A 23,084-nucleotide genomic window follows, 5' to 3' on the forward strand; every position below is an offset into this window, starting at 1 on the left:
CCCCGCCGGCCACCCTGAACCGTCCTGGACGAGGTGGAGGCTCCTGATCCAACAAGGAGAATGCTGGTATGCCTGCACCGAGGAAGTACGACGCCGAGACCCAAGAGCGTGCGGTCCGGATGTATCGGGACCGGATCGCCGAACACGGAGGCTCGAAGACTGCCGCCCGGCGCCATGTCGGCGAGCTGCTCGATATCGCGCCGGCGACACTGCGGAACTGGATCGAGGCGGCCGACAGGACGGACATGCCGACGGTATTGATGTCCGGTGAAGCCGTCGATGCCGACGAGGTGCGGCGGCTCCGCAAAGAGAACGCCGAATTACTCAGGGCCAACGAGATTTTGAAGACTGCGAGTGCATTTTCACGGCGGCGGAGGTCGACCGCCGACTGCGGTGATCGTCGACTACATCGACGCCCACCGGGAACGTTTCTCCGGTCATCCCGATCTGTGCCGTGCTCACCGAGCACGGCATCAGCATCGCCCCGTCCACCTACTACAAGGCCAAGTCCCGCGGACGTGTCTCCTCCACCGAACTGGCCGACGCCTACGCCGCGAACGCCGTGCACGCGATGTATGTGGCCAATCGGCGCGTCTACGGTGTCCGCAAGATGTGGCACGCGATGAAACGCGCTGGTCACGACATGGGCCGCGATCAGGTGGCCCGTCTGATGACGATCACCGGCATCACCGGCGTCGTGCGCGGCAGACGCCGCACTGTCACCACCGAGCGTGATGGTCGAGCACCCCGACATCCGGACCTGATCGAGCGGAACTGGGATGCACCGCAGCGTCCGGATCAATGGTGGGTGGCCGATTTCACGTATGTGTGGACGTTGGCCGGGTTCGTCTACACCGCGTTCTGCGTCGACGTATTCTCCCGCCGGATTCTGGGATGGCGGGTGATGACAACAAAGACCACCCCGTTGGTCCACGGTGTTCTCGAGCAAGCTCTGTTCACGAGAAGAAGAACCGACTTCCGTTTCACTTCAACAGGTTTGGTTCATCACTCCGATGCCGGAAGTCAATACACGTCGCTGGCGTTCACCGAAGCTCTGGTCGAGTCGGGCATCGCCGGTTCCATCGGCAGCGTCGGCGACGCCCTCGACAATGCCCTGATGGAATCGACGATCGGGCTCTGCAAGACCGAGCTGATCGACCGGGCACAGTCCTGGTCCGGTCGGGCCGAGGTCGAGCGGGAGACCGCCGAGTGGGTCCGCTGGTTCAACACGGACCGGTTGCATTCGTCGATCGACTATCTCTCGCCGGTCGAGTACGAGACACGCTACCGTGAACAGCGCCCCACCGCCGCCTCGATCCTCGAGGCAGCCTGAACGAAGTCTCCACCCGATCCAGGGCGGTTCACCCCGCCGACCACCCCGCCGCCCCAGGAAATGTCATCACCCCAGGTCACAACACAACAACCCCCACACCCCACGAACTGAATCGCTCCGGGTCTGTCGGAGCATGGCAGCACCACGGAAGTACAGCGTTGAGCTGAAGGAACGAGCAACGAGGATGGCGGTCGAGGCCCGTCAGGATCCGGCGACACGGCCGGGTGCACTCAATCGGATCGCCCATCAGCTCGGTGTGCACCCCGAACTGGTTCAATCATCGCCGCTTGCACGGCGAGATCGACCACGTCCCACCTGCCGAGTACGAGGCCGCCGCCTACTGGTCGAATCACACGGCGGCCGATTACCGTGAGACACCGGTCCTCGCTGAGGCCGGAACCAGATAGCCGAGCCTCCGCCGAACTCGGGGCGATTCACCACAACCGGATCCGTCACCGATATAGGAGCGGCGAGAAACCCGAGACGGTTCAGGTCGTAGCCGAGGCGGTGGTGGTGCTCGTCTTGGTGAATCGGGTTCCTTTGGGAGGAGAAGATATGCAATCCCGCGCGCCTGAGACAGGTAGTCAACTACGTTTTCTACGTGTACTCTCGGGATGTGGTCTCGCCGAGGTGTTCACAGCGATTGAGCGCAGCCCTGGTGATCGAGCGACGGGGCTGACCTGGACGGACCCTGCGATGATGCGCTCGACTACTTGAAGGGGTAAGTCCCGGGGAGTGGTGGGAATCGGCTGAGCGCATCCGGCCAGGTCCGCGGCGTGTCGCTCCCTCGCCGAGGGTGGGCCATCGCGTAGTGATCAACGAGTTACCTCTCACAGTGACTCACAGAAAGCAGCTACGCGATGACCCACGATCATTCTGCACTGCTCACCCAGCTCCACGCGCTCAAGGGCGCCGACAGCGCCAGCGTGTTCGCCGAACTGATCCGTACCGGCCTGCAGGCTCTGATCGAAGCCGAGGCCACCGACAAGCTCGGCGCCGGCCGCTACGAACGCACCGACACCCGGATAACGCACCGCAACGGACATCGAACGAAGACCGTGGCCACCACCAGCGGCGATGTCGAGGTCAAGATCCCCAAACTGCGGTCAGGATCGTTCTTCCCATCCTTGCTGGAGCGACGCCGCCGCATCGACAAGGCCCTGTACGCAGTGGTCATGGAAGCCTACGTGCACGGCGTCTCCACCCGCAGCGTCGACGACCTGGTCGGCGCGTTGGGTGTCGGATCCGGGATCTCGAAGTCGGAGGTGTCGCGGATCTGCGCTGGTCTGGACACCGAGATCGCCCGGTTCCGCGAGCGCACGCTGACGCACACGAGCTTTCCGTACGTGTTTCTCGACGCCACCTTCTGCAAGGTCCGGGTCGGTGCGCACGTGGTGTCCCAGGCGTTGGTGGTGGCCACCGGAGTCTCGATCGACGGCACCCGCGAGGTACTCGGAACCGCCGTCGGGGACAGCGAATCCTACGAGTTCTGGCGCGAGTTCCTCACCAGCCTCAAGGCCCGTGGTCTGTCGGGGGTGCATCTGGTGATCTCCGATGCACACAGTGGCCTCAAAGCTGCTGTGATGCAGCAGTTCGCGGGTTCTTCGTGGCAGCGGTGCCGGGTGCATTTCATGCGCAACATTCGGGCGGCGGTGGCGGCCAAGCATGTGCCGCCGGTGATGGCGGCGGTCAAGACGATCTTCGCGCACACCGACCCGGACGCCGTCGCGGAGCAGTGGGATCAGGTCACCGACACCTTCTCCGGGTCGTTTCCGAAGGTCGCGGCGTTGATGGAAGCCGCCAAACACGATGTGCTGGCGTTCACCGCGTTCCCCAAGGCTCATTGGCAAAAGGTGTGGTCCAACAATCCCATTGAGCGGTTGAACAAGGAAATCAAGCGTCGAGCCGACGTCGTGGAGATTTTTCCGAACCCGGCGGCCTTCCTCCGGTTGGCGACCGCGGTGGTCATCGAGCAACACGACGAGTGGCAGGTCACCCGCCGCTATGTCTCGGATGTGAGCATGGACGAGCTCCGTGCGGTGATCGCCGCCAAACAGCACGCTACCGAACCGGCGTTGTCGTTGACCGGATCGAACGAAACAGCATAGTATCCAGCACGACTCGTTGATCACTACGTCTACTGCAGAGCCGATCCGAAGTCCACCACTCCACGGGGCACTATCACTTGAAGCGCGAGTGAGGTGACTTGAGCGTTGTCCGCGTTGCCGATACCCACCATTGCCAAGGGTGACGGCGTGGCCGTCGGCGCGGGTTGAAATCTCGTCCTCAGCTGCGCCGGCGAGACGAGTTTGGTTCAGGACATGGCAGAAAGGCGGCAAGGATGAACGATCGTGATGTGGTTCTGGTGCACGGAGGTCATCACGGAGCGTGGTGTTGGGACGCTGTGGTGGAATCCATGCGAAACCTCGGTTACGAGGGAAACATTCATACCCCTGACGTGCCGGGCTGTGGAAGTAAGCGTGGCCGAGATACTGACCGGTTGAGATTGATCGAAATAGCCGAGGAACTCAACGACGAGCTATCTGGGATCGATACGCGAAATGCGTTACTGGTAGGCCATTCGATGGCCGGGGTTATCCTTCCGTTGATGGTCGAGAACCGCCCCGCTCTGTTCTCGTCAGCCTGCTTTCTGTCGACCTCGATCCCGCGGAACGGCGAGAGCATTCTTGACCTTTTCGGCACGGAACTGCGAGGAATAGACCAGACCCGCATCGGGTGGCCTGAATCGCGCGAAGCCGGCCTTGAGAAGTTCTTCGCGGCGATGTTCGCTCCTGACATGACGCCCGAACAATTCGATGTGGTGTTGAAGAACGCACTCGAGGATTCCTGGCCGGCGTGCGCCTCGGCGGAGGCCGTGTATCGCAGCAGATTTCCTGGTTCTTTCAGCGTCAGCTTTATTGTCACCGAACGTGATCCCATCCTGCCACCGGCATGGCAGGGGAGATTTGCCGAGCGGCTGGGCGTCACTCGGCTGTACAGCATAGATACACCACACGAACCATTCATTACCCACCCCGATCTTCTTGCCGAGATTCTGGTAAAGACGGCACGCACGAACTGACGTCCCTGCGTGCTGTCGCGTCGCGCCGTCGGAAGGTGCGGTCGCCGGGAATGGCCACGCGGTGTATTTCTCGTTTGGCTCAGCTGCGGCGCTGCGTCCGTCGAGTTGCGCCCACAGCCGAGCGACGACCACATCGGGCTGACCACCGCCCGGATCGATGCCACGGCCACCGCGTTGCGCGCGATCGTCGAGCATCGCGACGACCTGGTCAAGACCCGCACCCAGACTGTCAACCGGCTCCACGTCGTGCTCACCCACCTGATCCCCGCCGGCGCTGCCCGCGGTCTGAGCACCGACCGGTCCGCCGAGATGCTCAAACGAGTCCGTCCCCGCGACGTCGCCGGCAAAACCCTCCGCTCTCTCGCCGCGGATCTCGTCGCCGAGGTCCGGCAACTGGATCGTCGGATCGACAAGGCGGCACGCGACATCGAGGCAGCGGTTGCCGAGTCCGGCAGCTCGTTGACTCAGCTGTGCGGGATCGCGGCGTTGAACGCAGGCAAAATCCTCGCCCGGGTCGGTTCGGTCCACCGGTTCCGGTCGGCCGCCGCGTTCGCCAGCTACACCGGAACTGCCCCCATCGAGGCGTCCTCCGGAGACGTCGTGCGCCACCGCCTCTCCCGGGCCGGTGATCGGCAACTGAACTACGTGTTGCACACCATGGCCATCACCCAGATCCGCCGAGACACACCTGGCCGCGCCTATTACCGCCGCAAACGCGCCGCAGGTAAGAGCCACAGGGAAGCGTTGCGCTGCTTGAAGAGACGACTCTCCGATGTTGTCTATCGGCAGCTTCTCCGCGACGCAACACCAGCCGTAACGGCAGGCCCGGGAGGACAATCGGGGGCGACTCTATCGTCCTGCGCGGCCGGCTGACACCCCACACCGGCACTTCGGATAAGTCACTTCCCGAACCCACCAAACCCCACCCTACAACCCGGCTCCGCGGGCTCGTCTTGACACAGACCTCCGATAAGGCGAAGGAGTCAAACAACCCCGCCGGTGTGACCTATGCGGCCACCGCAGGTTGATGCGTGCCGAAGGCCTTGACGGGATCGTAGATCTGTCCGGTGCCGAGGCAGTGATATAGCTGACCGAGGAAGCGGTTGAACAGGTTTCGCAATGCGGCCGGATGTCCATCACCGACACCGCGGCGCCGTCGTAATGCGCTCGCGCCGGACTCGAATGTGTGATCGCCATGAACGCCCAATTGAAGCCCGCGGCGGCCAGTCGATCGTTCTTGATGCGTCGGTGTGTGACGATGTGACTTCGCCCGGAGGCGCGGGTGACCGGTGCGGAACCGGCATAGGCGCGCAATGACCGGGCATCGGCGAATCGGGTTCGGTCGTCGCCGATCTCAGCAAGTACCCGGGCACCGGTGAGCTCCCCAAGTCCCGGAAAGCTGGTCACGATCCCATAGTCGGGGTGCTGACGGAACGCGGCAGCAGTGGCCTGGCCAAGCTGATCGGCGCCGTCGCACGCCGCATTCAGCATGGCCAGCAGCGCGAGCGTCTGCTGGCCCATCGCCTGCTCGACCAACGCTGGGTGGCGCAGCTGGGGTTGACGCAGGACGCGATGCACGTTGTCGGTGACCGCCTCGATGTTGCGTTGCCGCCCACCGCGGCGTAGTGCCGCGGTGATACGCGGTCGGGTCAGCCTTACGCCGTCGGCCGGGGTCGGTGCGATGGCCAGCACGGCGCGGGCGTCGGCGCTGGCAAGGTTGGCTGAGCCCTTCTCGGCGAATGCGGCCAGGAATCCCGGGTAGTACTCGCGCAGCAGTGAACGCAACTCTTGGACGGCCCGGGTGCGCCGCCATGTGGCGTCCTGGTGGGCGCGCCAGCACCGCGACGGACCGAACGAGCTCGCTGTCCGCCGGCAGCGGTCGGTGCCGCTGCTGATCGGTGCGCAGAATGTTGGCCAGCACCATGGCATCGGCGTGGTCGCTCTTCGAGCGGGCCGGCGTCCAGCGTTCCCGATAGCGGGCCACCGCCATCGGGTTGATCGCATACACGGGCCGCTCGGTGGCACGGAGCGCGGCGACCAACAGGCCGCGAGGGGTCTCGATCGCCACCGGAACGGGGTCTTGTTCGTGGTCGCCGAGCTCGGCGAGCATCGTCAACAGCTCTGTGAGTCCGGCTGCGTCGTCGCCGATACGGCGTTTGGCGACCAGGTTTCCGTCCTGGTCCACCACGGCGACATCGTGATGCCGTTCCGACCAATCGATGCCACAGAACATCGCCAAGGGATCCCCCTTCTTCCACATTCGAGTCGACGTCGGCTCTGCAACCCTGGCGGGGAGCGCGCGGCACTCTAATAGCGAGGCTCGTTGGCCTACCCTCCGATTGAGCCGTTCGCGGTCCCAGCGACCAGCACGACACCCGTCTATGTCCAGAGCTCGAGGCTCGGGTCGGCGAGGCTTGATCGTGCAGGCGGGCAAGAACCATGATCGATAACAGTGTGCACATGTCAGGATCGTCCATCTGCCATTCGGCAGACTTCGCTGAACGGAAGACTCCGAGAACGGCCGATCGAACTCCCGCTCGCTCGGTCTGTGTCAAAGCCTCACCGGGCTCGAGAGGCGCCAGGCGTCAGACAAGTCCGATCGGCCGTTCGGGTTCTATTAGAGAGGCGCCGTCTAGAATCGACCGGACCGATTATCGGGGATCTGCCTTGACTACCTCGATCTTGATGCCGACCTCACCGGCCAGTTCCCTCCTGCTGAGCGCAAGATCGGCGTGGCGGGCTGCCGCTGGGAGCCTTCCGGTCGGCGGGGTTGATATCACCGGGTCGCGCATGGTGTAGCCGCAGGCCCTGGGGCGCCGTTTGGTTCGCGCGGTGAAGTTTGCCCTTCCGAACTGCGTCTTGAACAAAACCGTGACATTCGTCATAACAGGTGTTAATGTCTCTTATTGCAACCGCCTATGCAACTTGGTTATCTAAGACAACTTCCCTCTCCCTTAGAACTGCACGACGCCTTCGCAACCCTCAGCACAGGAGGAAGCCATGCCGCTCCAAGACCACATGCACCTGATCTCAACCGACGACCACCTGATCGAACATCCGAAACTCTGGTCGGACCGCCTGCCCAAGAAGTTCCTCGACGCCGGCCCGAAGATCATCGAGAAGGAGCTGCCGAAGGCGATCCACATCGGCGACGGCGATAAGGCCCTCGAAACCGGCACGAAACTCGCGGAGGTCTGGGAGTACGAAGGCCGCATCTATCCCTACATCGGCCTGAACGCGGTGGCCGGCAAGGCTCCGGAGGAGTTCGGTGCCGAGCCGACGCGTTACGAGGACATGATTCCCGGTTGCTACGAACCGAAAGCTCGTGTGCGGGACATGGATATCGACGGTGTGCAGGCCACCCTGTCGTTCCCGTCGTTTCCGCGGTTCGCCGGCACGGTCTTCCTCGAGGCACAGGACAAGGAACTCGCCCTGCTGTCCGTGCAGGCGTGGAACGACTACGTGCTCGACGAGTGGTGTGCGTACGCACCGGATCGTTTGATCCCGTTGACGATCCTGCCGCTGTGGTCGGTAGAGGAGTCGGTCAAGGAGATCTACCGCACCGCGGCCAAGGGATCGAGGGCGATCTCGTTCGTCGAGAACCCGGTCCCGTTGGGACTGCCCTCGTTCCACACCGACCACTGGGACCCGGTATTCGCCGCCGCGGTGGACACCGGCCAGCCGCTGTGCGTGCATTTCGGTACCTCCGGCAAAGCGCCGATCACTGCCCCGGAGGCGCCGATGGCGGTGATGACGGCCCTGTTCGGCTGCAACTCCATGTACGCAACCGCCGACCTGCTGTTCTCCCCGGTCTTCCACAACCACCCGAACCTGAAGTTCCTGCTGTCCGAAGGCGGCATCGGCTGGGTCCCCTACATGCTCGAGCGTATGGACGGTGTCTGGGCCAAGCACCGCTACTACCAGAACATCAATCAGACGGTGAAGCCGTCGGAACTGTTCGCCAAGCACCTGTTCGGCTGCTTCATCGAAGACCAGTTCGGACTCGACAATCGGCACGCGGTCGGCATCGGAAACATCACGTGGGAAGGCGATTACCCGCACTCCGACTCCAACTGGCCGAACAGCCGCAAGGTCGTGCACGACCAGATGCTCAACGTGCCGGACGAGGAAGTACACCAGATCGTCGAGCTCAATGCTCGCGCCCTGCTCAACTTCCCCCGCACCAGCTGACCACACCGCCGATCCCGCGGCGAATTTCAGAAGGACTGCTCCCATGGAAGAACCCATCGAACAGCTTCCCTACGCAGACTGGGTCGACCAGGATCTGCTCACTCGTGAGCTGGCGGGCAATCTCCTCGACGAAGAGATCGCCGCCGAACGCGAACGACTTGCGCGGTTGGAACGTGGCGAGCGTGACGAGGGCATCGTCATGAGCCGTGCCGACATGGAGCGCCGACTCGCCGCGATGGTGGCCGCCCGTGACCAGGCTCAGGGTTCCGCCGAGAAATAGCCCCCAACCCACACCACACTTTCTATCGGTCAGCCCCCGCCGCATCACGCCGAGCGGCGGGGGCCGGCCACACACCGGAGGAACCGTGACCGAGATCGTGGACACCGGCAGACCCGTCCCACAGCCGACGCTGTCGAGCGCCCCGTTCTGGGCGTCCGGCGCCGACGGGACCCTTCGGATCGCGCAATGCCGCACCTGCTCGCAGCGAATGCATCCGCAGTCGGTGCTGTGTCCGCAGTGCCGTGGCCGTGACATCGGATACGAACCGGTGTCGGGCCGCGGCGTGGTCGTGGGTGTGACGATCAATGCCCAGCAATGGCTTCCGCATTTTCCGCCGCCGTATGTCGTGGCGATCGTTGCACTCGAAGAAGATTCGAGCGTGCGCCTGACCACCAACATTGTCGGGTGCGAACCCGCCGAGGTGCAGATCGGTTCCAAGGTGCGTGTCGTGTTCGAGCAGATCGCCGCCGACGTCTGGCTCCCGCTGTTCGAGCCGGACGCGGACGCCGACGACGAGTCCGGACCGCTGCCGGAGCCGGAGGACTACCGCACCCGGTTGCGACCTCCGGTCTCCTCCGACAAGTTCGAGGACCGCGTCGCGATCACCGGTGTCGGACAGTCGAGGATCGGGCGCCGGCTCATGGTCGACCCCCTGTCGCTGACCGTCGACGCGTGTCTGGCGGCGATCGACGACGCCGGCCTCACGTTGGGTGACATCGACGGTCTGTCCACCTATCCCGGGAACGCGGCGGGCGGTATGTCCGAGGGCGGCATCATGCCGGTCGAGCAGGCGCTGCGGATTCATCCGACGTGGGTCAACGGGGGCGGCGACTTACCGGGGCAGAATGGGTCGATCATCGCTGCGATGCTTGCGGTCGCGTCCGGCCTGTGCCGGCATGTGTTGTGTTTCCGCACGGTATGGGAGTCCAGTCACTCCGAACTGATGAGGTCGGGGAAGTGGGCGCCGATCGCGGGGCGGGCAACAGGCATGCTGGAGTTTCGACACCCTTTCGGTGCGATGTCGGCTGCCAATTGGATCGCGTGCCAGGCCTCGCATTATTTCCACCGCTACGGCGATGCGAAGGATGCGCTCGGCGCGATCGCGGTCAATGCTCGTTCGAATGCGTCGGCGAATCCGGAAGCGGTGTACCGGGATCCGATCAGCATGGACGATTACCTCTCGGCTCGAATGGTGTCCACGCCGTTCGGTCTCTACGACTGTGATGTTCCCGTCGATGGTGCGGTCGCGGTGATCGTCTCGGCTGCTGATACCGCGAAAGACCTGCCGGGCAAGCCGGTATTCGTCGAGGCGATCGGAACCCAGATCATGGAACATTTGTCCTGGGATCAGGGCACACTCACACACCTGCCGCAGTCCCTCGGGCCGGCCGCGCATCTGTGGAGCCGCACCGATCTGCGTCCCGACGATGTCGATGTGGCGTTGCTCTACGACGGATTCACTTTCAATGCCCTGTCCTGGCTCGAGGGCCTGGGTTTCTGCGAGTTCGGTGGCGCCCGAGATTTCATCGATGGTGGCCGTGGCATCGCGATCGACGGCCGGCTCCCGGTGAATCCGCACGGCGGACAGCTCTCGGCCGGTCGCACCCACGGCTACGGCTTCTTCCGTGAGGCCGTGCTGCAACTCCGTGGTCAGGCGCCCGGACATCAGGTCGCCGATCCACACGTGGCGGTCGTCACTGCCGGCGGCGGCGTGCCGTCCGGCGCGATCCTGCTGCGCGCCGACTGAATCACCGCCGTCGATCAACTTTGGTCCCTTTCCGTATCCAGTGTCAGGAGTTCGTCATGCATCGTCCCTTGGAAGGCATCCGCATTCTCGAGGTCGCCCAGTTCACCTACGTCCCCGCGGCCGGTGCCGTGCTCGCCGACTGGGGTGCCGACATCATCAAGGTCGAGCACGCCGAGAACGGTGACGCCCAGCGTGGCCTGGTCCGGGTGCTCGGTCTCGCCGCGGGCAAGGGCGGCTCGTCGTTCGCACCGATCATGGAAGGCCCCAACCGCAGCAAGCGCAGCATCGGGATCGATCTGGCGAAACCCGAGGCGCGTCCCGTGCTCGAGGAGCTGATCCGGCGCAGCGATGTGTTCCTCACCAACTATCTGCCTACCCCTCGGGCGAAGCTCGGGATCACCCTCGAAGAGGTCAGGGCGATCAACCCCGACATCATCTACGTGACGGGCAGCGGGTTCGGTAGTCAGGGACCGGATGCGGACAAGGGCGCCTACGACGCGACAGGGTTCTGGGCCCGTGGTGGTAGCGCGGACGGCGTGATGGGCGCGAGCGCGGACCGGATGGCGTTCATGCCTGCCGGCGCATACGGCGACAACATCGGCGGCATGACGATCGCCGGTGGTATCGCCGCGGCGATCGCCGGCCGCGAACGCACCGGTGAGCCGTCCGTGGTGGATGTGTCGTTGCTCGGTGTCGGGGCGTGGGCCACGCAGTTCTCGGTCAACCTGGCGTTGCTCACCGGGCAGGCCCCGGTGCGCGACGACAAGACCACGGCTGCACCGGGCAACCCGTTGACCGGGTCGTATCGGACATCGGACGGTCGGTGGTTGCAGTTCTCGATGCTCCAGCCGACCCGGTTCTGGAACGAATTCGTGACACTGATCGGCCTCGAAGAGTTGGTTGACGATCCGCGGTTCGCGACGATGGAGGCCATCTTCGAACACAACGAACAGATCTTCGAGATGTTCGCAGAGGCCATCGCCAAGCGCCCGTACGCAGAATGGGTCGAGACACTCGCATCGCTCAGCGGTCCGTGGGCACCGGTGCAGAACGGCTGGGACATCGGGCACGACGAGGCTCTGATCGCGAACGGACGGATTGTCGATGTCGTCGATGCGGACGGCCAGACCCAGAAGCTGGTGGCGAATCCGGTGAAGTTCGACGATGCCCCGGTCCGCATGACGCGCGCTCCGCAGTTCGCTGAGCACACCGACGACATCCTGCGTGAACTCGGGTGGGACGACGACACACTCATCGAGTTGAAGATCGCCGGCGCCGTCACGTAGTCGCGCCCCGCGACGTGCCAGACGGCACAAACCCGTTGACCCCTTCGAGAATGAGAGATTCTGTGAAATTCCGACCAGTTCTGAGAGCCGGAGTAGCCACAGCGGCGCTGTGTCTGGCCCTGACCGCCTGCGGCGGCGGAAGCACGACAGGCCCGGACTCGGGCGCGGCGTCGGGTCCGTCCGCGGAAGAGGCCAACCCGGACGGCCACCTGCGCGTGGGCTTCACCGTGCCGACTCCGGCGCTCAACCCGCACAAGATGACGTCTGCACCGGCGGCGTTCTCCTATCTGACTCCGGTCTACGACCGACTGACACAGATGAAGTCGGTCGACGGGGAACTCGAACTTGCGCCCATGGTCGCAACCGAGTGGGAGTTCTCCGAGGACGGCCGCGCAGTGGTCTTCACACTACGAGAGGGCATCACGTTCTCCGACGGTGCCGCGCTGGACGCGGCAGCGGTCAAGGCCACGCTCGACCACGCGAAGAACACACCGGGCTCGACCGTCGCCTCAACCTTGTCGATGATCGAGTCGGTCGAGGTCGTCGATCCGACCCACGTCAAGGTGGTCGCGAACCGCCCGGCTGCCGATATTCCGTACGTATTGGCAGGCGTCGAAGGGTCGTTGATCAGCCCGCAGGCGTTGGACAACCCTGATCTGGACATCAATCCGGTCGGGTCGGGACCCTACGTCGCGACCTCGGTCAAGGTCGGCGACTCGGCGACGTACGAGCGGCGTGAGGGGTACTGGGATCCCGCAGCGCAACTGTCGAAGACGATCACGATCCAGGGCATGACCGATGACAATGCGCGCCTGAACGCTCTGCGCTCGGGACAGATCGACATGATGCTCGCCAAGGTCAGCCAGTACAATCAGGCGTCGAAGCTCGGCGGTGGTTTCGGATACTTCGCGTACCCGATCTCGCAGGTGTACACGTTGAATGTCAACAACACTCGTCCGAACCTCGACCAGCAGGCGGTGCGGCAGGCGTTGAACTTCGCGGTGGATCGCGACGGCATCAACACCTCTCTGCTCGACGGTCAGTGTGCCCCGAACCCCCAACCGCTGACGCCGCCGATGAACGGGTTCCTCACCGACCCGCCGATCGAGTACACCTACGATCCGGACAAGGCGCGCACGCTGCTCGCAGAGGCCGGGGTCGAGAATCTGACCATCGAAACTGTCGTCGGTGCGGGGCTGGCACCGCAGAACGAGATCGGTGAGGCCCTGAAGGCGCAGTTCAACGAGATCGGCGTTACCCTCGAGGTCACCCCGATGCAGCTGGTCGAAGCCGTGGGCACATATCAGCGGGGCAATGCGGACGCCCAGATCCAGGTTCGCGTGCAGGAGCCGAGCTCGGCGCAGTCGCTGGTGCGCAACTACTCCAATCCCGCACTGTTCCCGGGTACGACCCCGCCGGCCTTCTTCGATGCGGTCGCGCCCGCATACGACCCCGCAACGTCCGAGGAGGATGTCCATGCGGCGGTGGAGTCGGCGAACGCCGTCGTCACCGACGAAGCGCTCGATGTGTTCATCTGCGGTGTCGCGACACAGTTCGCGTTCTCCGACAAGGTGATCGGTGCCGACTCGATGGGAGTCTCTCACTACATCGGCGTTATGGACCTGCGCTACGTAGGCATCGCGCAGTAGGTGGACACGGCCCGAGGGGCATCTGCGCCGGGTGGCGCGGCCCCTCGGGCATCGGCCCTTAGTAGGCTGGCACGACCCAGACGGATAATAGACGGAGGCGACGTGGAGCTGCAGCAGTTACGGTGCTTCGTCGCCGTCGCCGATCACGGTTCCTTCACTCGAGCGGCGCAGGCACTGGTGTTGTCGCAGCCGACACTCTCGCAGTCGGTGGGCAAACTCGAAGCCGAGTTCGGAACCGAGCTTTTTCAGCGCACCTCCCGCGGTGCCGCCCTCACCTCGGCCGGTGAAATACTGCTCGAGCCCGCTCGTAAAGTCCTCGAATCGGTCGGGCACACGCAAGCTGCTGTCGACGCGATTCACGGCCTGACGACAGGATCGGTGACGGTCGTGACGTTCAAGGCGTTCACGACGCAAGCGGCGGCCGCGATGTCGGTGTTCGCCAACAAATTTCCTACGGTGACGCTGCGGGTGCTGGCACCGCAGAACGACGATGGTGTCTTCGACGCGGTCAGTTCCGGTAAAGCGGACATCGGATTCGCACGCGACATCGAACTCCTCGGCGCCGGATTGAAGATTCACCGGATCACCATCGAGGAGAGTGCGGCCCTGGTGCCCAAAGACAGTGTCCTCGGTGCCAGCACCGAGCCGATCACCGTCACTGAGCTCACGCGGCTGCCGATGATCGTCGGTCCGCCCGGCAGTCTCGTGCGCACCGCTGTGGAGAAGCTGTTCGCCGACAACGGCTCGCGGTTCGAGGTCGCGGCGGAATGCGACCACCATGAGACGAGCATCCAGCTGGTGCGAGGGGGTGTCGGCGCGTACCTCAGCACCCGCGGTGGCCTGCCGCCCCACATCGACGAGATGGTCACGGTGCGGCGGCTCGAACCGCATCGTGAATGGCCGATGGGAATTGTTCATCGCATCGAGCACATGACACCCGCCGCGGTAGCCTTCACATCTGTTGCCCTCGAGCACTTTTCGAAGGCGGTTCGTTAACCGGGGTGCCCGCGGCTCGGATGTTCCGGCACCGGAGCTCGCTCTGATCTATAAATGCACCAGGTCGTCATATCTATAGAAGTAACCTTCCTTTTCGGCTACGCTGTGACGTAGCTCATCGCAATCCTGCGCCTTCTGTTGACCGGCGCAGCAGTTCCCCCCTCGGGCGAAACTTCAGGAGTGCACCGTCATGGTCACAGATGTCTCGTTATCACCCCCGCCGCCGAAAGTGCAGGACGACGTCCTGCAAATCGACCGGTTGTCCGTCGAGTTCGCCACCGACCGCGGCTGGACCAAGGTCGTCGACGACGTCTCGTTCAACGTCCCACTCGGCACGACGGTCGGCCTGGTCGGCGAGTCCGGGTCGGGTAAAACCGTCACCTCGCTCGCCGCGATGGGACTGCTGCCCTCGCGCGGTGCGCGGGTGACGGGCTCGGTCCGAGTCGCCGGACAAGAGATGGTGGGACTGCCCGAACAGCAACTGTCGGACATCCGCGGGACCGATGTCTCGATGGTCTTTCAAGAGCCCCGCCGCAGCCTGTCTCCGGCCTTCACCGTGGGCGACCAGATCGCCGAAGTGGTCCGCCGACACGAAGGACTGTCCAAGAAGGCGTCTTTCGCTCGCGCCATCGAAATGCTCGATATCGTCGGGATCGACGATGCGGCGCGCCGGGCCCGCGCCTACCCGCACGAGTTCTCCGGCGGCATGTGCCAGCGGGTGATGCTGGCGATCGCCATGGTGTGCAAACCGAAACTGCTCATCGCCGACGAGCCGACCACCGCGCTCGACGTGACGGTCCAGAAGGAAATGCTGCGCCTGATGAAAGAGCTACAGCACGAATTCGACGTCTCGATCCTGTTCATCACCCACGACCTCGGCGTCGTCGCCGAAATGTGCGATCGGGTGAACGTGATGTACGCGGGACAGGTGGTCGAATCCACCACCATCGAGAACCTGTTCGACGACCCCCGCCACCCGTACACCGAGGGACTGCTCGCCGCGATCCCCGATCCCCGCGCGAAAGGAGCACGGCTCTCTGCCATTCCCGGTGCTGTGCCGGCGCCGTGGGATTGGCCGAGCACATGCCGGTTCCAGGCGCGATGCACTCACGCCGAACCGGGACGCTGCGACGCGGCGCCGATCCCACTACACGACGTCACGGATGGACGTGCCGTGCGCTGCGTGCGCGAGAGTGAACTGACCTTGAAGGGACTGGACGGATGAGCCCGTTGCTCGAAGTGGCCGGACTACGGAAGTCGTTTCCGGCCACACGTAACCTGTTCGGCCGGGTGACCGAGCGCACCGTAGTGTCCGACGAGGTGAGCTTCACCGTCGGACGAGGCGAGACCCTGGGCATCGTGGGCGAATCCGGCGCGGGCAAGTCGACGGTCGGACGGCAGGTCCTGCGACTCATCGAACCCGATTCCGGCACGATCACCTTCGACGGCGACGACGTCCGGAAACTGAAGGGCAAAGATCTGCTCTCGTTCCGGCGCCGCGCCCAGATGATCTTCCAGGACCCGTTCAGCTCGCTCGACCCGCACATGACGATCCGGAATGCGGTCGGCGAACCACTCACGATCCACTACGGGATCAAAGGAGCCGAACGCGATCGGCACGTGGTCGAGATGCTCGAGCGGGTAGGGATGCGCGCAGATCAGCTCGACAAGTATCCTCGCGAGTTCTCGGGCGGGCAGTTGCAGCGCATCGCGATCGCGCGCGCGTTGACGCTCGACCCGGACTTCATCGTGTGCGATGAACCCGTTGCAGCGCTCGATGTCTCGATCCAGGCGCAGGTCCTCAATCTGCTGCTGGATCTGCAGGCCGAGCGTGGGCTCTCGTACATCTTCATCTCGCACGACCTGTCGCTGGTGCGGTTCCTCGCCCATCGGGTGGTGGTGATGTATCGCGGCCAGGTGGTCGAGACCGGCACGGCCGAAGAGCTGTTCGAAAACCCGCAGCACCCGTATACGAAGACCTTGGTCGCGGCGGTGCCCGACCCCCGAGCCCGGCGCTGTTCCGCCGCTGTCCCCGCGCTGGAGGCATGATGATCACCTTGCTCGTCAAACGACTGCTGTCGGCGATCCCGCTGCTGCTGTTCCTGAGCTTCTTCGTCTACCTCCTCGTCGACCTCATGCCCGGCGATGCCGCGGCCAATCTTGCCGGTGACAATGCGTCCGCCTCGGACATCGCGGCGCTGCGTGAACAGCTCGGCCTGGACCGGCCGCTCGTCGTGCGGTACATCGAGTGGCTGGGCAACATCTTCACCGGCGATTTCGGCACCTCGCTCTACAGCTCGCAGTCGGTGGCCCAGATCCTGACCGAACGCATGCCGATCACCCTGTCGCTGGCGCTGGTGACGATGGTGATCGTCGTTCTCGTCGGGCTGCCGCTGGGCATCATCGCCGCGATGCGCGCCAACTCCCTGCTCGACCGCGCCTTGACCGCGTTCTCCTCGATCGCGATGGCGGTGCCCCCGTTCATCATCGGTCTCGTTCTGGTTATCGTGCTGGCGATCTCGTCGCCGATCTTTCCGGCGACCGGCTATTCTCCGCTCGGTGACGGATTCGTGCCGTGGTTCCAGCATCTGATCCTGCCCGCAATCGCGATCGCGGCGATCTCCATCGCCGAGGTCGCGCGTCAGACTCGCGCGGCCATGGTCGACACCCTGGGCAAGGACTTCATCCGCACCACCCGCGCGAAGGGTCTGCGGAGCAAGCAGATCGTCGGCAAGCATGCGCTCAAGGTCGCAGGCGCCCCGATTGCGACTGTGCTCGGTTTGCAGGTCAGTCGGGTCCTCGCCGGTGCGGTCACCGTCGAGTTCGTTTTTGCTCTACCGGGTCTGGGCACCCTCGCCGTCAATTCGGTGTTCAGTCGCGATATTCCGGTGATTCTCGGCATCGTGATGGTCATGGCGGTGGCGATCGTGATCATCAACCTGATCGTCGACATGGCGTACGGCTACTTCAACCCCCGGGTCCGGGCCTGATCCTGATCGGGCCGAGCAGCCCGTGCGAAAGGCAACAATGATGAGTGCTCCCACGACTGTCCTGAATTCGGAACAACCCGCTACCGGGTCACCGTCCGAAGCTCCGAGCGATCGCTTTGTTCATACGCTGCGGACCTCTCGTCCTTTGCGGTTGCTCGTGCGCAATGTCCCCGCGATGATCGCTTTCGCGTTCATCCTGCTCGTGTTGTTCCTCGCACTGTTCGGGAACGCGCTCAGCCCGCACGATCCGAACGTGCAGAACCTGTCCCACAGTCTCGCCGGGCCGAGCGGGGAGAACTGGCTCGGCACCGACGCCTACGGGCGTGATCTGTTCAGCCGTCTGCTCGCCTCCGCCAACGTCACCCTGTTGGCAGTGGTCCAGGCGGTCGGGGTCGCCGCAGTGATCGGCATCCCGACCGGGTTGTTCGCCGGTCTGGTCGGCGGCTGGCTCGGAGGTCTGATCAGTCGCATCTCCGACGCGTTGCAGTCCCTTCCCCCGCTGATCCTCGCCGTGGCGATCATCGGGATCTTCGGTCCCGGTCTGACCAACGCGATGGTTGCGATCGGGTTCGTCATGGCACCGTCGCTGTACCGTCTCGCGCGAGGTGCCGCCGAGTCGGTGGCCACCGAAACCTACATCGAGGCGGCCCGGGCGCTCGGGTGCGGTAAGGGACGTCTGATGTGGAGTCATGTGCTGCCCAACGCGGCGTCACCGCTGCTGGTGCAGTTGTCGTTCTCGGCCGGTGTCGCGATTGTCGCCGAGGCGAGCCTGAGCTTCCTCGGGCTCGGTGTGCAGGCCCCCCAAACGTCGTGGGGTTCGATGGTGCGGGAAGCGTTCGACAACGTCTACACCGCCCCCGGACTGATCGTCGCGCCCGCGGTCATGATTGTGCTCACCGTGCTCGCGTTCTCGACCTTCGGCGACGGATTACGCGACGCTTTGGAAGGTTCCGGAAAGGTGAAGAAGAGCTGACGAGGGCGTTGTAGCGATCCGGGGGGACAGAGATGCTCGAGAATATCCGTCCGATCCAGACACCCAAGGCCGCAGAGCTCGTGGCCCGACATGTGCGTCGACACATCATCGACGCCCGGGTGGAAGAGGGGACACGCCTTCCGTCCGAAGCCGAGTTGTGCGCGCGGTACGCGGTCAGCCGCACCACGCTCCGTGAAGCGGTGCGCATTCTGGAGTCCGAGGGCCTGGTCGGCGCGAATCGTGCCGTGCAGCACGGGCACTTCATCTGCGCACCCGGGCCGGAGATCGTCGCGAAGCCGGCAGCGTTCCTGCTCGCCGTCGGCAAGGTGCCGCTGTCGGACGTGATCACCGCGTGCCGTGCGGTCGAGGACAATGCGGTCAGGCTTGCAGTGTCCGAAGAGGGTGGCACCGGGATCCTCGCCCTACGAGGGGTCGTCGAACATGATCTGCCGGCCGCGCTTCGGTCCAGATCTCTTGCGCGCGGCGCGTTGGGGTTTCATCGTGCACTCGTGCGGGCCTCGGGAAGCGTCACCCTGGCGATGGTGGCCGAAACCCTGCACTCGATTCTGGAGTCGCATACCGAGGCCGTGTCCGACTCGAAGATGTATCAGGACCCGGACGTGTTCGAAGTCGGCTACCAGCGCCTTCGGCGATCGTATGGGCGAATGCTCGACGTCATGGCCACGGGCGACCCTGACGATGCAGTTGAGCACTGGAACATGCACTGGACAGCACTCGAAATGATCCTGTTCGCCAAGAAAAAGGGCGTCACCGTCACCGAGGTCGTTCACGAGTGCTGAGTTCCTCAAAGACAGTAGACAAAACGTCGGCGTAGTTTCCGGGTCGGAGGGGCGGAACGTCCCCAGATCCAGGGTCGGGCTCGGGCATTGAGCTGGGCGGTGGCCAGGACCGCGGCCACCTCGATCTCACCGGGGTCGGCCAAGGTCTGCCCGGCCAGCGCGGCCTTACGGAAGATCCGCCACCACCCCTCTTGCAGATTCAGCCAGCACGCACCGACCGGGATGAACACCTGCCGGATCCGGGGATGTTCCTCGAGCCAGGCTCGCGTGGAGACGCTGCGATGAGACGAGAGGTTGTCGGTGACCACCACGATCTCGCCGTCTGTCAATGGCCAAGTTGAAGTGGATCTGTCGCACTTTCCGTGAAGGTCCTGGCGTACCACTGAGCAGGTACGATTCGGCATAGACCAAGATCATCCTGGTGTGACCTCGCGCCCCTGACAGCCCTACTGCCGCATCTGACCGACGTCGTTGTCGACGCCGTCCGCCTCGGCGGATCCACGATCCGAATTCACGCCCACCCTCACTGCAACGAGGCGCAATGCCCGAAATGCGACACCTCGTCGAGCCGGTCCATTCCCGGTATCGACGCAGACCGGCCGACACAGCGATCGGTACCTGCCCTGTCGAACTCGTGCTGACCGTCCGTCGATTCTTCTGCATCAACACGCACTGCGCGACAATCACATTCGCCGAACAGGTACCTGGTTTGACGACACGGTGCGCTCGCCAAACCAGCGTGCTCGACGCGGTGATCGAAGCGATCAGGCTGGCGCTGGCCGGGCGCCGGTGCACGCCTTGCCGCCGGTGCGTGCGATCCCGGACCGACCGATCGAGACGACACCCATTTCTGGGTGTCGATGATGTCGTGATCCGCCGCGGCCACCACTACGGCACCGTCATCGTGGACCTGACCACAAGCCGGCCGATCGATCTGCTCCCCGATCGCACCAGCGACACCGTCGCCGCATGGCTGCGGGAACATTCCGGTGCCGAGGTGGTGTCGTGACCGGGCCGGTGCCTACGCAGAGGCCGTTCGCGCCGAATGCGGTGCAGGTCGCCGACCGGTGGCACCTGTGGCACAACCTGGTCGGCGCGGTCGAGGACACCGTGGTTCGGCACCGCGCTGATCTTCGCCCACCGATCGAACCCGTCGACCCCGGCGAGATCGCCACCGACACCACTATCAGCGAGATAGGGGATCGCCCTCTTGCCAAGGGACATTACGAACGGCTACCGGAAGCTGACCGGACCGATGCCGCGGAGGATGCCCTTCTCGTCGGGCAGGACATCGAGCACAGCGGTGATCGGGTTCCTTCCGGCTGGGGTGACGGGACCGACAGGGCACGGCGAATTCGGGAAGCTGCCGACGAAGTAGCGCAACAGCTCACACGGCAACGTAAGGACGAAGAAGAACGATCGAGCGCGGCGCGGGAGCGTCTCGACAGAATGCGTACGGGTCCGCGCGGCCGTAGCGGGTGTCCCAGTCGGGGTGGATCGGGTTCGTGGTCAGCTGGCCGCCGTAGGCGAAGTCCCCACCGACGGAGATGCACAGACCTTTCTCGAGGCGGTGGGCGTACCGCAGCGGTGTCAGGCGGGCGGAGTCGGTGCGGCAGACACCGTTGTCGCCGAGCCACCAGCCCAGGTGCGCCCGCCCGGAAGGGGGACCGGGCGACCCGGTTCGGTGCCGGATGATCCGAGGGTTTTTCGACGGCGCGCAGTGCGGCGTCGGGGTGGTCACAGCCTGTGACGATCGAGCCGAGCAGCGCGTGCCGGTCGGAGGACGCCACTCATCGAAGCGACCGATCCTTGGCTCCCATTCCGAAACTCCGACGACCTCGTCCCCCACGTCGTCGCCCGCTCAACCATCAAGGACGAGGACCCCGCGACGGCGCTCGCCGCATTCACTGAGAACAAGGTCGGCAAGTTTCACACACCCGTCGCGGAATGGCTCCTCCACATTCTTCGCCCGATGTTCGACGAACAGTTCCCTGACGACGCCACCTACCTCAACGACTTCGAGCGTGCCGAGGTCATGATAGGGATCGTCTCCCAAGACCAGGCACTCCAGCTCGCCGGCGACGATCCCCACCTACAAGCGTGGGCGGCCCATTCAGGCTGGTTCGGACGATCCACATGGCGCAGCCATCGCGGGCACGCCGCCAACCCGGTGGTCGAAATCGCCAAGCAGAAACTCGCTGACGGCGCTGCATGGGAACTCCTGAAATCGGGCCTGTTCGGCGGGGACTCCGAGAGGGCGGACAAAGCGATCAGCGCCTACTCCGAAGACTTCGGCAAGGCCGGCCGGCAACACCTCTTCTGAACCTACTCAGCACCAACCGTGATGTCCGCCCACGGCGGCACACACCGCCGGGCCTGCTGCCGCTGTTGTGCAAGGCTCCGCGGAGGAACTGCCGTCACGGAGAACCGATTCCCCCGAAGACTCGGCGGCGACACCGCCCCAATACCGGCCACAGTGCCACACCACCGAAAGGTGGAGGGGCACTTACCATGCCACACCAAGAACAGCCCGCACCACGGCGCGGCAGCGCCGCGCGGGACATGCCATCACGCCAGGTAAGGGACAGCGCGAGTCCACTCACCCATCACCGCAGCAAAACCCTCGCCATCCGCCGGATCCAGCTCACCGATCCACTCCCTGTCTCGCCGGACATAGAGCGGCCCAAGAGGATTCGGCACATCAAACCAGCCCTCGTCGGGCCCCAGCGGGGTAACAACATAGGGAATGTCACCGTCACTGATTCGGTCCGGTTCAACTGCGACCACGCAATGGGCGGACAAGGGATCGGTCGAGGCACGTGCACGGCCACCACGGGAATTGCATGCAGCGGCGAGCTGCTCCATCCGAAGCAACTGCCCCCGAGCGCTCCACCGCTCGTGCAGCGGCATGTTCTCCGGGTAGAAACGTCGCATCCAGCCTGCCGCGCCTTCCGGAAGCGGGCCCCTCGATCCGTTCTCCTCGACCCGCGTCACCAGGCACGCCTGATGGACCCGGCTGTCATCGGCGAACACTCCTCCAGGTGATTCCATGAGCATTCCCCGCTCCGCGGCGTCGGTCGCGATTTCGTCGGCCATGGTGAGGCGCTGAGTACGTGTGAGCGGGGGAAACACGTCGAACTCACCGGCGAGCTGATCCCGAAGCTGATTGAAACTCCAGGTATCCGCATGCCGGTACCCCTCGCCGGAAAGCTCAATCGCCGGAACACCGTCGCCGCTCTCGCCTTGACGCAGACTATCGACCAGGGCCGCGATCGCCGGCGGAATCACGGGATACGCGTCGGTCCACACGGTGGCGTCCCACGCAGCCTCAGAAAGGCTGGTCAACGCCACGGCCAGATCGTTGGCCGAGTCCGCACTGTCCAAGGTGGTGACCTTGGTGGTGTGTTCATAGAAGGCTCCCGGCCAGGTAGCGAGAACGCTGTACCGGGATCCGACTTTCATCACGCTGTAGGCAGTCAAGTGGCTATCCGTTCAGGTCAAGTCGCCGGGCTCGAACGCGCATGCGCGAGCCACTGACAACGTCGTATCGGGATGCCGGTAACACCGCGGCTCTACCGCCGTGTCGCTCCTGCCCTTTCAGTATGGCATGGCCCCCGGCATCAACGGCCACTAGTGGCTCGTCATGGATTGTTGACCGGGTAATCCCCAGCTGACCACCCCTCCACGGCAGACTGTCTCCGAGTCGAGACAAGGAGGTGGTCGTGGCACGTCAACCCAGCGTGTTCGTCCGATCGTT

Annotated in this window: 19 protein-coding genes and 3 pseudogenes; 18 read left to right on the forward strand and 4 right to left on the reverse strand. The window is 64.3% G+C overall.

Going from position 1 to position 23,084, the window contains the following annotated elements:
• The first annotated feature begins 68 nt into the window (after window positions 1-68).
• From M1M07_RS28705 to M1M07_RS28720, 4 genes and pseudogenes are all read left to right on the forward strand, one after another.
• Window positions 69-1,333: pseudogene (locus M1M07_RS28705) on the forward strand (IS3 family transposase).
• 860 nt (window positions 1,334-2,193) lie between these two features.
• Window positions 2,194-3,441 (forward strand): IS256 family transposase, encoded by a 1,248-nt coding sequence (locus M1M07_RS28710; protein WP_248676336.1) that lies wholly within the window; start codon window positions 2,194-2,196, stop codon window positions 3,439-3,441.
• 233 nt (window positions 3,442-3,674) lie between these two features.
• Entirely contained in the window at window positions 3,675-4,415 is a 741-nt protein-coding gene (locus M1M07_RS28715; RefSeq protein WP_248676337.1) for an alpha/beta fold hydrolase, read from the forward strand.
• Window positions 4,416-4,520: 105 nt separating this feature from the next.
• Complete coding sequence (locus M1M07_RS28720; protein WP_248676338.1) at window positions 4,521-5,288, forward strand: transposase; 768 nt, start codon at window positions 4,521-4,523, stop codon at window positions 5,286-5,288.
• Between the two features lie 133 nt (window positions 5,289-5,421).
• On the opposite strand, the pseudogene M1M07_RS28725 reads toward M1M07_RS28720, so the two are convergent.
• Window positions 5,422-6,675, reverse strand: a pseudogene (locus tag M1M07_RS28725) (IS110 family transposase).
• Between the two features lie 740 nt (window positions 6,676-7,415).
• Here M1M07_RS28725 and M1M07_RS28730 point away from each other — a divergent pair.
• From M1M07_RS28730 to M1M07_RS28780, 12 genes and pseudogenes are all read left to right on the forward strand, one after another.
• The gene (locus tag M1M07_RS28730) at window positions 7,416-8,606 is read left to right on the forward strand and encodes an amidohydrolase family protein (RefSeq protein ID WP_248676339.1); all 1,191 of its coding nucleotides are present in this window, start codon (window positions 7,416-7,418) and stop codon (window positions 8,604-8,606) included.
• 43 nt (window positions 8,607-8,649) lie between these two features.
• Window positions 8,650-8,886, forward strand: coding sequence for a hypothetical protein (locus tag M1M07_RS28735; RefSeq protein ID WP_248676340.1), 237 nt, complete (start codon window positions 8,650-8,652; stop codon window positions 8,884-8,886).
• An 85-nt stretch (window positions 8,887-8,971) separates the two neighbouring features.
• A complete protein-coding gene (locus tag M1M07_RS28740; protein WP_248676347.1) occupies window positions 8,972-10,633 on the forward strand; it encodes an OB-fold domain-containing protein in 1,662 nt (553 codons plus the stop codon).
• A 56-nt stretch (window positions 10,634-10,689) separates the two neighbouring features.
• Window positions 10,690-11,919, forward strand: coding sequence for a CaiB/BaiF CoA-transferase family protein (locus tag M1M07_RS28745; RefSeq protein ID WP_248676341.1), 1,230 nt, complete (start codon window positions 10,690-10,692; stop codon window positions 11,917-11,919).
• A 62-nt stretch (window positions 11,920-11,981) separates the two neighbouring features.
• Window positions 11,982-13,568: an ABC transporter substrate-binding protein gene (locus M1M07_RS28750; protein ID WP_248676342.1), complete on the forward strand. Its 1,587-nt coding sequence runs from the start codon at window positions 11,982-11,984 to the stop codon at window positions 13,566-13,568.
• Window positions 13,569-14,564, forward strand: a complete 996-nt coding sequence (locus M1M07_RS28755; protein WP_248676343.1) for a LysR family transcriptional regulator — start codon at window positions 13,569-13,571, stop codon at window positions 14,562-14,564.
• A gap of 190 nt (window positions 14,565-14,754) precedes the next feature.
• Window positions 14,755-15,789, forward strand: a complete 1,035-nt coding sequence (locus M1M07_RS28760; protein WP_248676344.1) for an ABC transporter ATP-binding protein — start codon at window positions 14,755-14,757, stop codon at window positions 15,787-15,789.
• Entirely contained in the window at window positions 15,786-16,613 is an 828-nt protein-coding gene (locus M1M07_RS28765) for an ABC transporter ATP-binding protein (protein WP_145691413.1), read from the forward strand. The genes M1M07_RS28760 and M1M07_RS28765 overlap by 4 nt, the downstream gene beginning before the upstream one ends.
• The gene (locus M1M07_RS28770; RefSeq protein ID WP_229581231.1) at window positions 16,610-17,554 is read left to right on the forward strand and encodes an ABC transporter permease; all 945 of its coding nucleotides are present in this window, start codon (window positions 16,610-16,612) and stop codon (window positions 17,552-17,554) included. Before M1M07_RS28765 ends, M1M07_RS28770 begins: the two co-directional genes overlap by 4 nt.
• A gap of 40 nt (window positions 17,555-17,594) precedes the next feature.
• Window positions 17,595-18,527 (forward strand): ABC transporter permease, encoded by a 933-nt coding sequence (locus M1M07_RS28775; protein WP_282582425.1) that lies wholly within the window; start codon window positions 17,595-17,597, stop codon window positions 18,525-18,527.
• A gap of 32 nt (window positions 18,528-18,559) precedes the next feature.
• A pseudogene (locus M1M07_RS33255) lies at window positions 18,560-18,754 on the forward strand (FadR/GntR family transcriptional regulator); the annotation flags it as partial.
• A gap of 18 nt (window positions 18,755-18,772) precedes the next feature.
• Window positions 18,773-19,327: an FCD domain-containing protein gene (locus tag M1M07_RS28780; protein WP_248676345.1), complete on the forward strand. Its 555-nt coding sequence runs from the start codon at window positions 18,773-18,775 to the stop codon at window positions 19,325-19,327.
• A 5-nt stretch (window positions 19,328-19,332) separates the two neighbouring features.
• Here M1M07_RS28780 and M1M07_RS28785 read toward each other — a convergent pair whose 3' ends face one another.
• On the reverse strand, window positions 19,333-19,656 hold the full coding sequence (locus M1M07_RS28785; protein WP_222430088.1) for a transposase: 324 nt from the start codon (window positions 19,654-19,656) through the stop codon (window positions 19,333-19,335).
• Window positions 19,657-20,195: 539 nt separating this feature from the next.
• On the opposite strand from M1M07_RS28785, the gene M1M07_RS33145 reads away from it, so the two are divergent.
• Window positions 20,196-20,336: a transposase gene (locus tag M1M07_RS33145; RefSeq protein ID WP_248676346.1), complete on the forward strand. Its 141-nt coding sequence runs from the start codon at window positions 20,196-20,198 to the stop codon at window positions 20,334-20,336.
• A 378-nt stretch (window positions 20,337-20,714) separates the two neighbouring features.
• On the opposite strand, the gene M1M07_RS28795 is transcribed toward M1M07_RS33145, so the two are convergent.
• Entirely contained in the window at window positions 20,715-21,068 is a 354-nt protein-coding gene (locus M1M07_RS28795) for a replication initiation protein (protein ID WP_229581234.1), read from the reverse strand.
• A 231-nt stretch (window positions 21,069-21,299) separates the two neighbouring features.
• On the opposite strand from M1M07_RS28795, the gene M1M07_RS28800 reads away from it, so the two are divergent.
• Complete coding sequence (locus M1M07_RS28800) at window positions 21,300-21,650, forward strand: hypothetical protein (RefSeq protein WP_145691421.1); 351 nt, start codon at window positions 21,300-21,302, stop codon at window positions 21,648-21,650.
• A 245-nt stretch (window positions 21,651-21,895) separates the two neighbouring features.
• Here M1M07_RS28800 and M1M07_RS28805 read toward each other — a convergent pair whose 3' ends face one another.
• Window positions 21,896-22,807, reverse strand: coding sequence for a hypothetical protein (locus tag M1M07_RS28805; protein WP_145691423.1), 912 nt, complete (start codon window positions 22,805-22,807; stop codon window positions 21,896-21,898).
• Between the last annotated feature and the right edge of the window lie 277 nt (window positions 22,808-23,084).

The sequence above is a fragment of the Rhodococcus sp. HM1 genome (assembly GCF_023218075.1).
Classification (GTDB): Bacteria; Actinomycetota; Actinomycetes; order Mycobacteriales; family Mycobacteriaceae; genus Rhodococcus.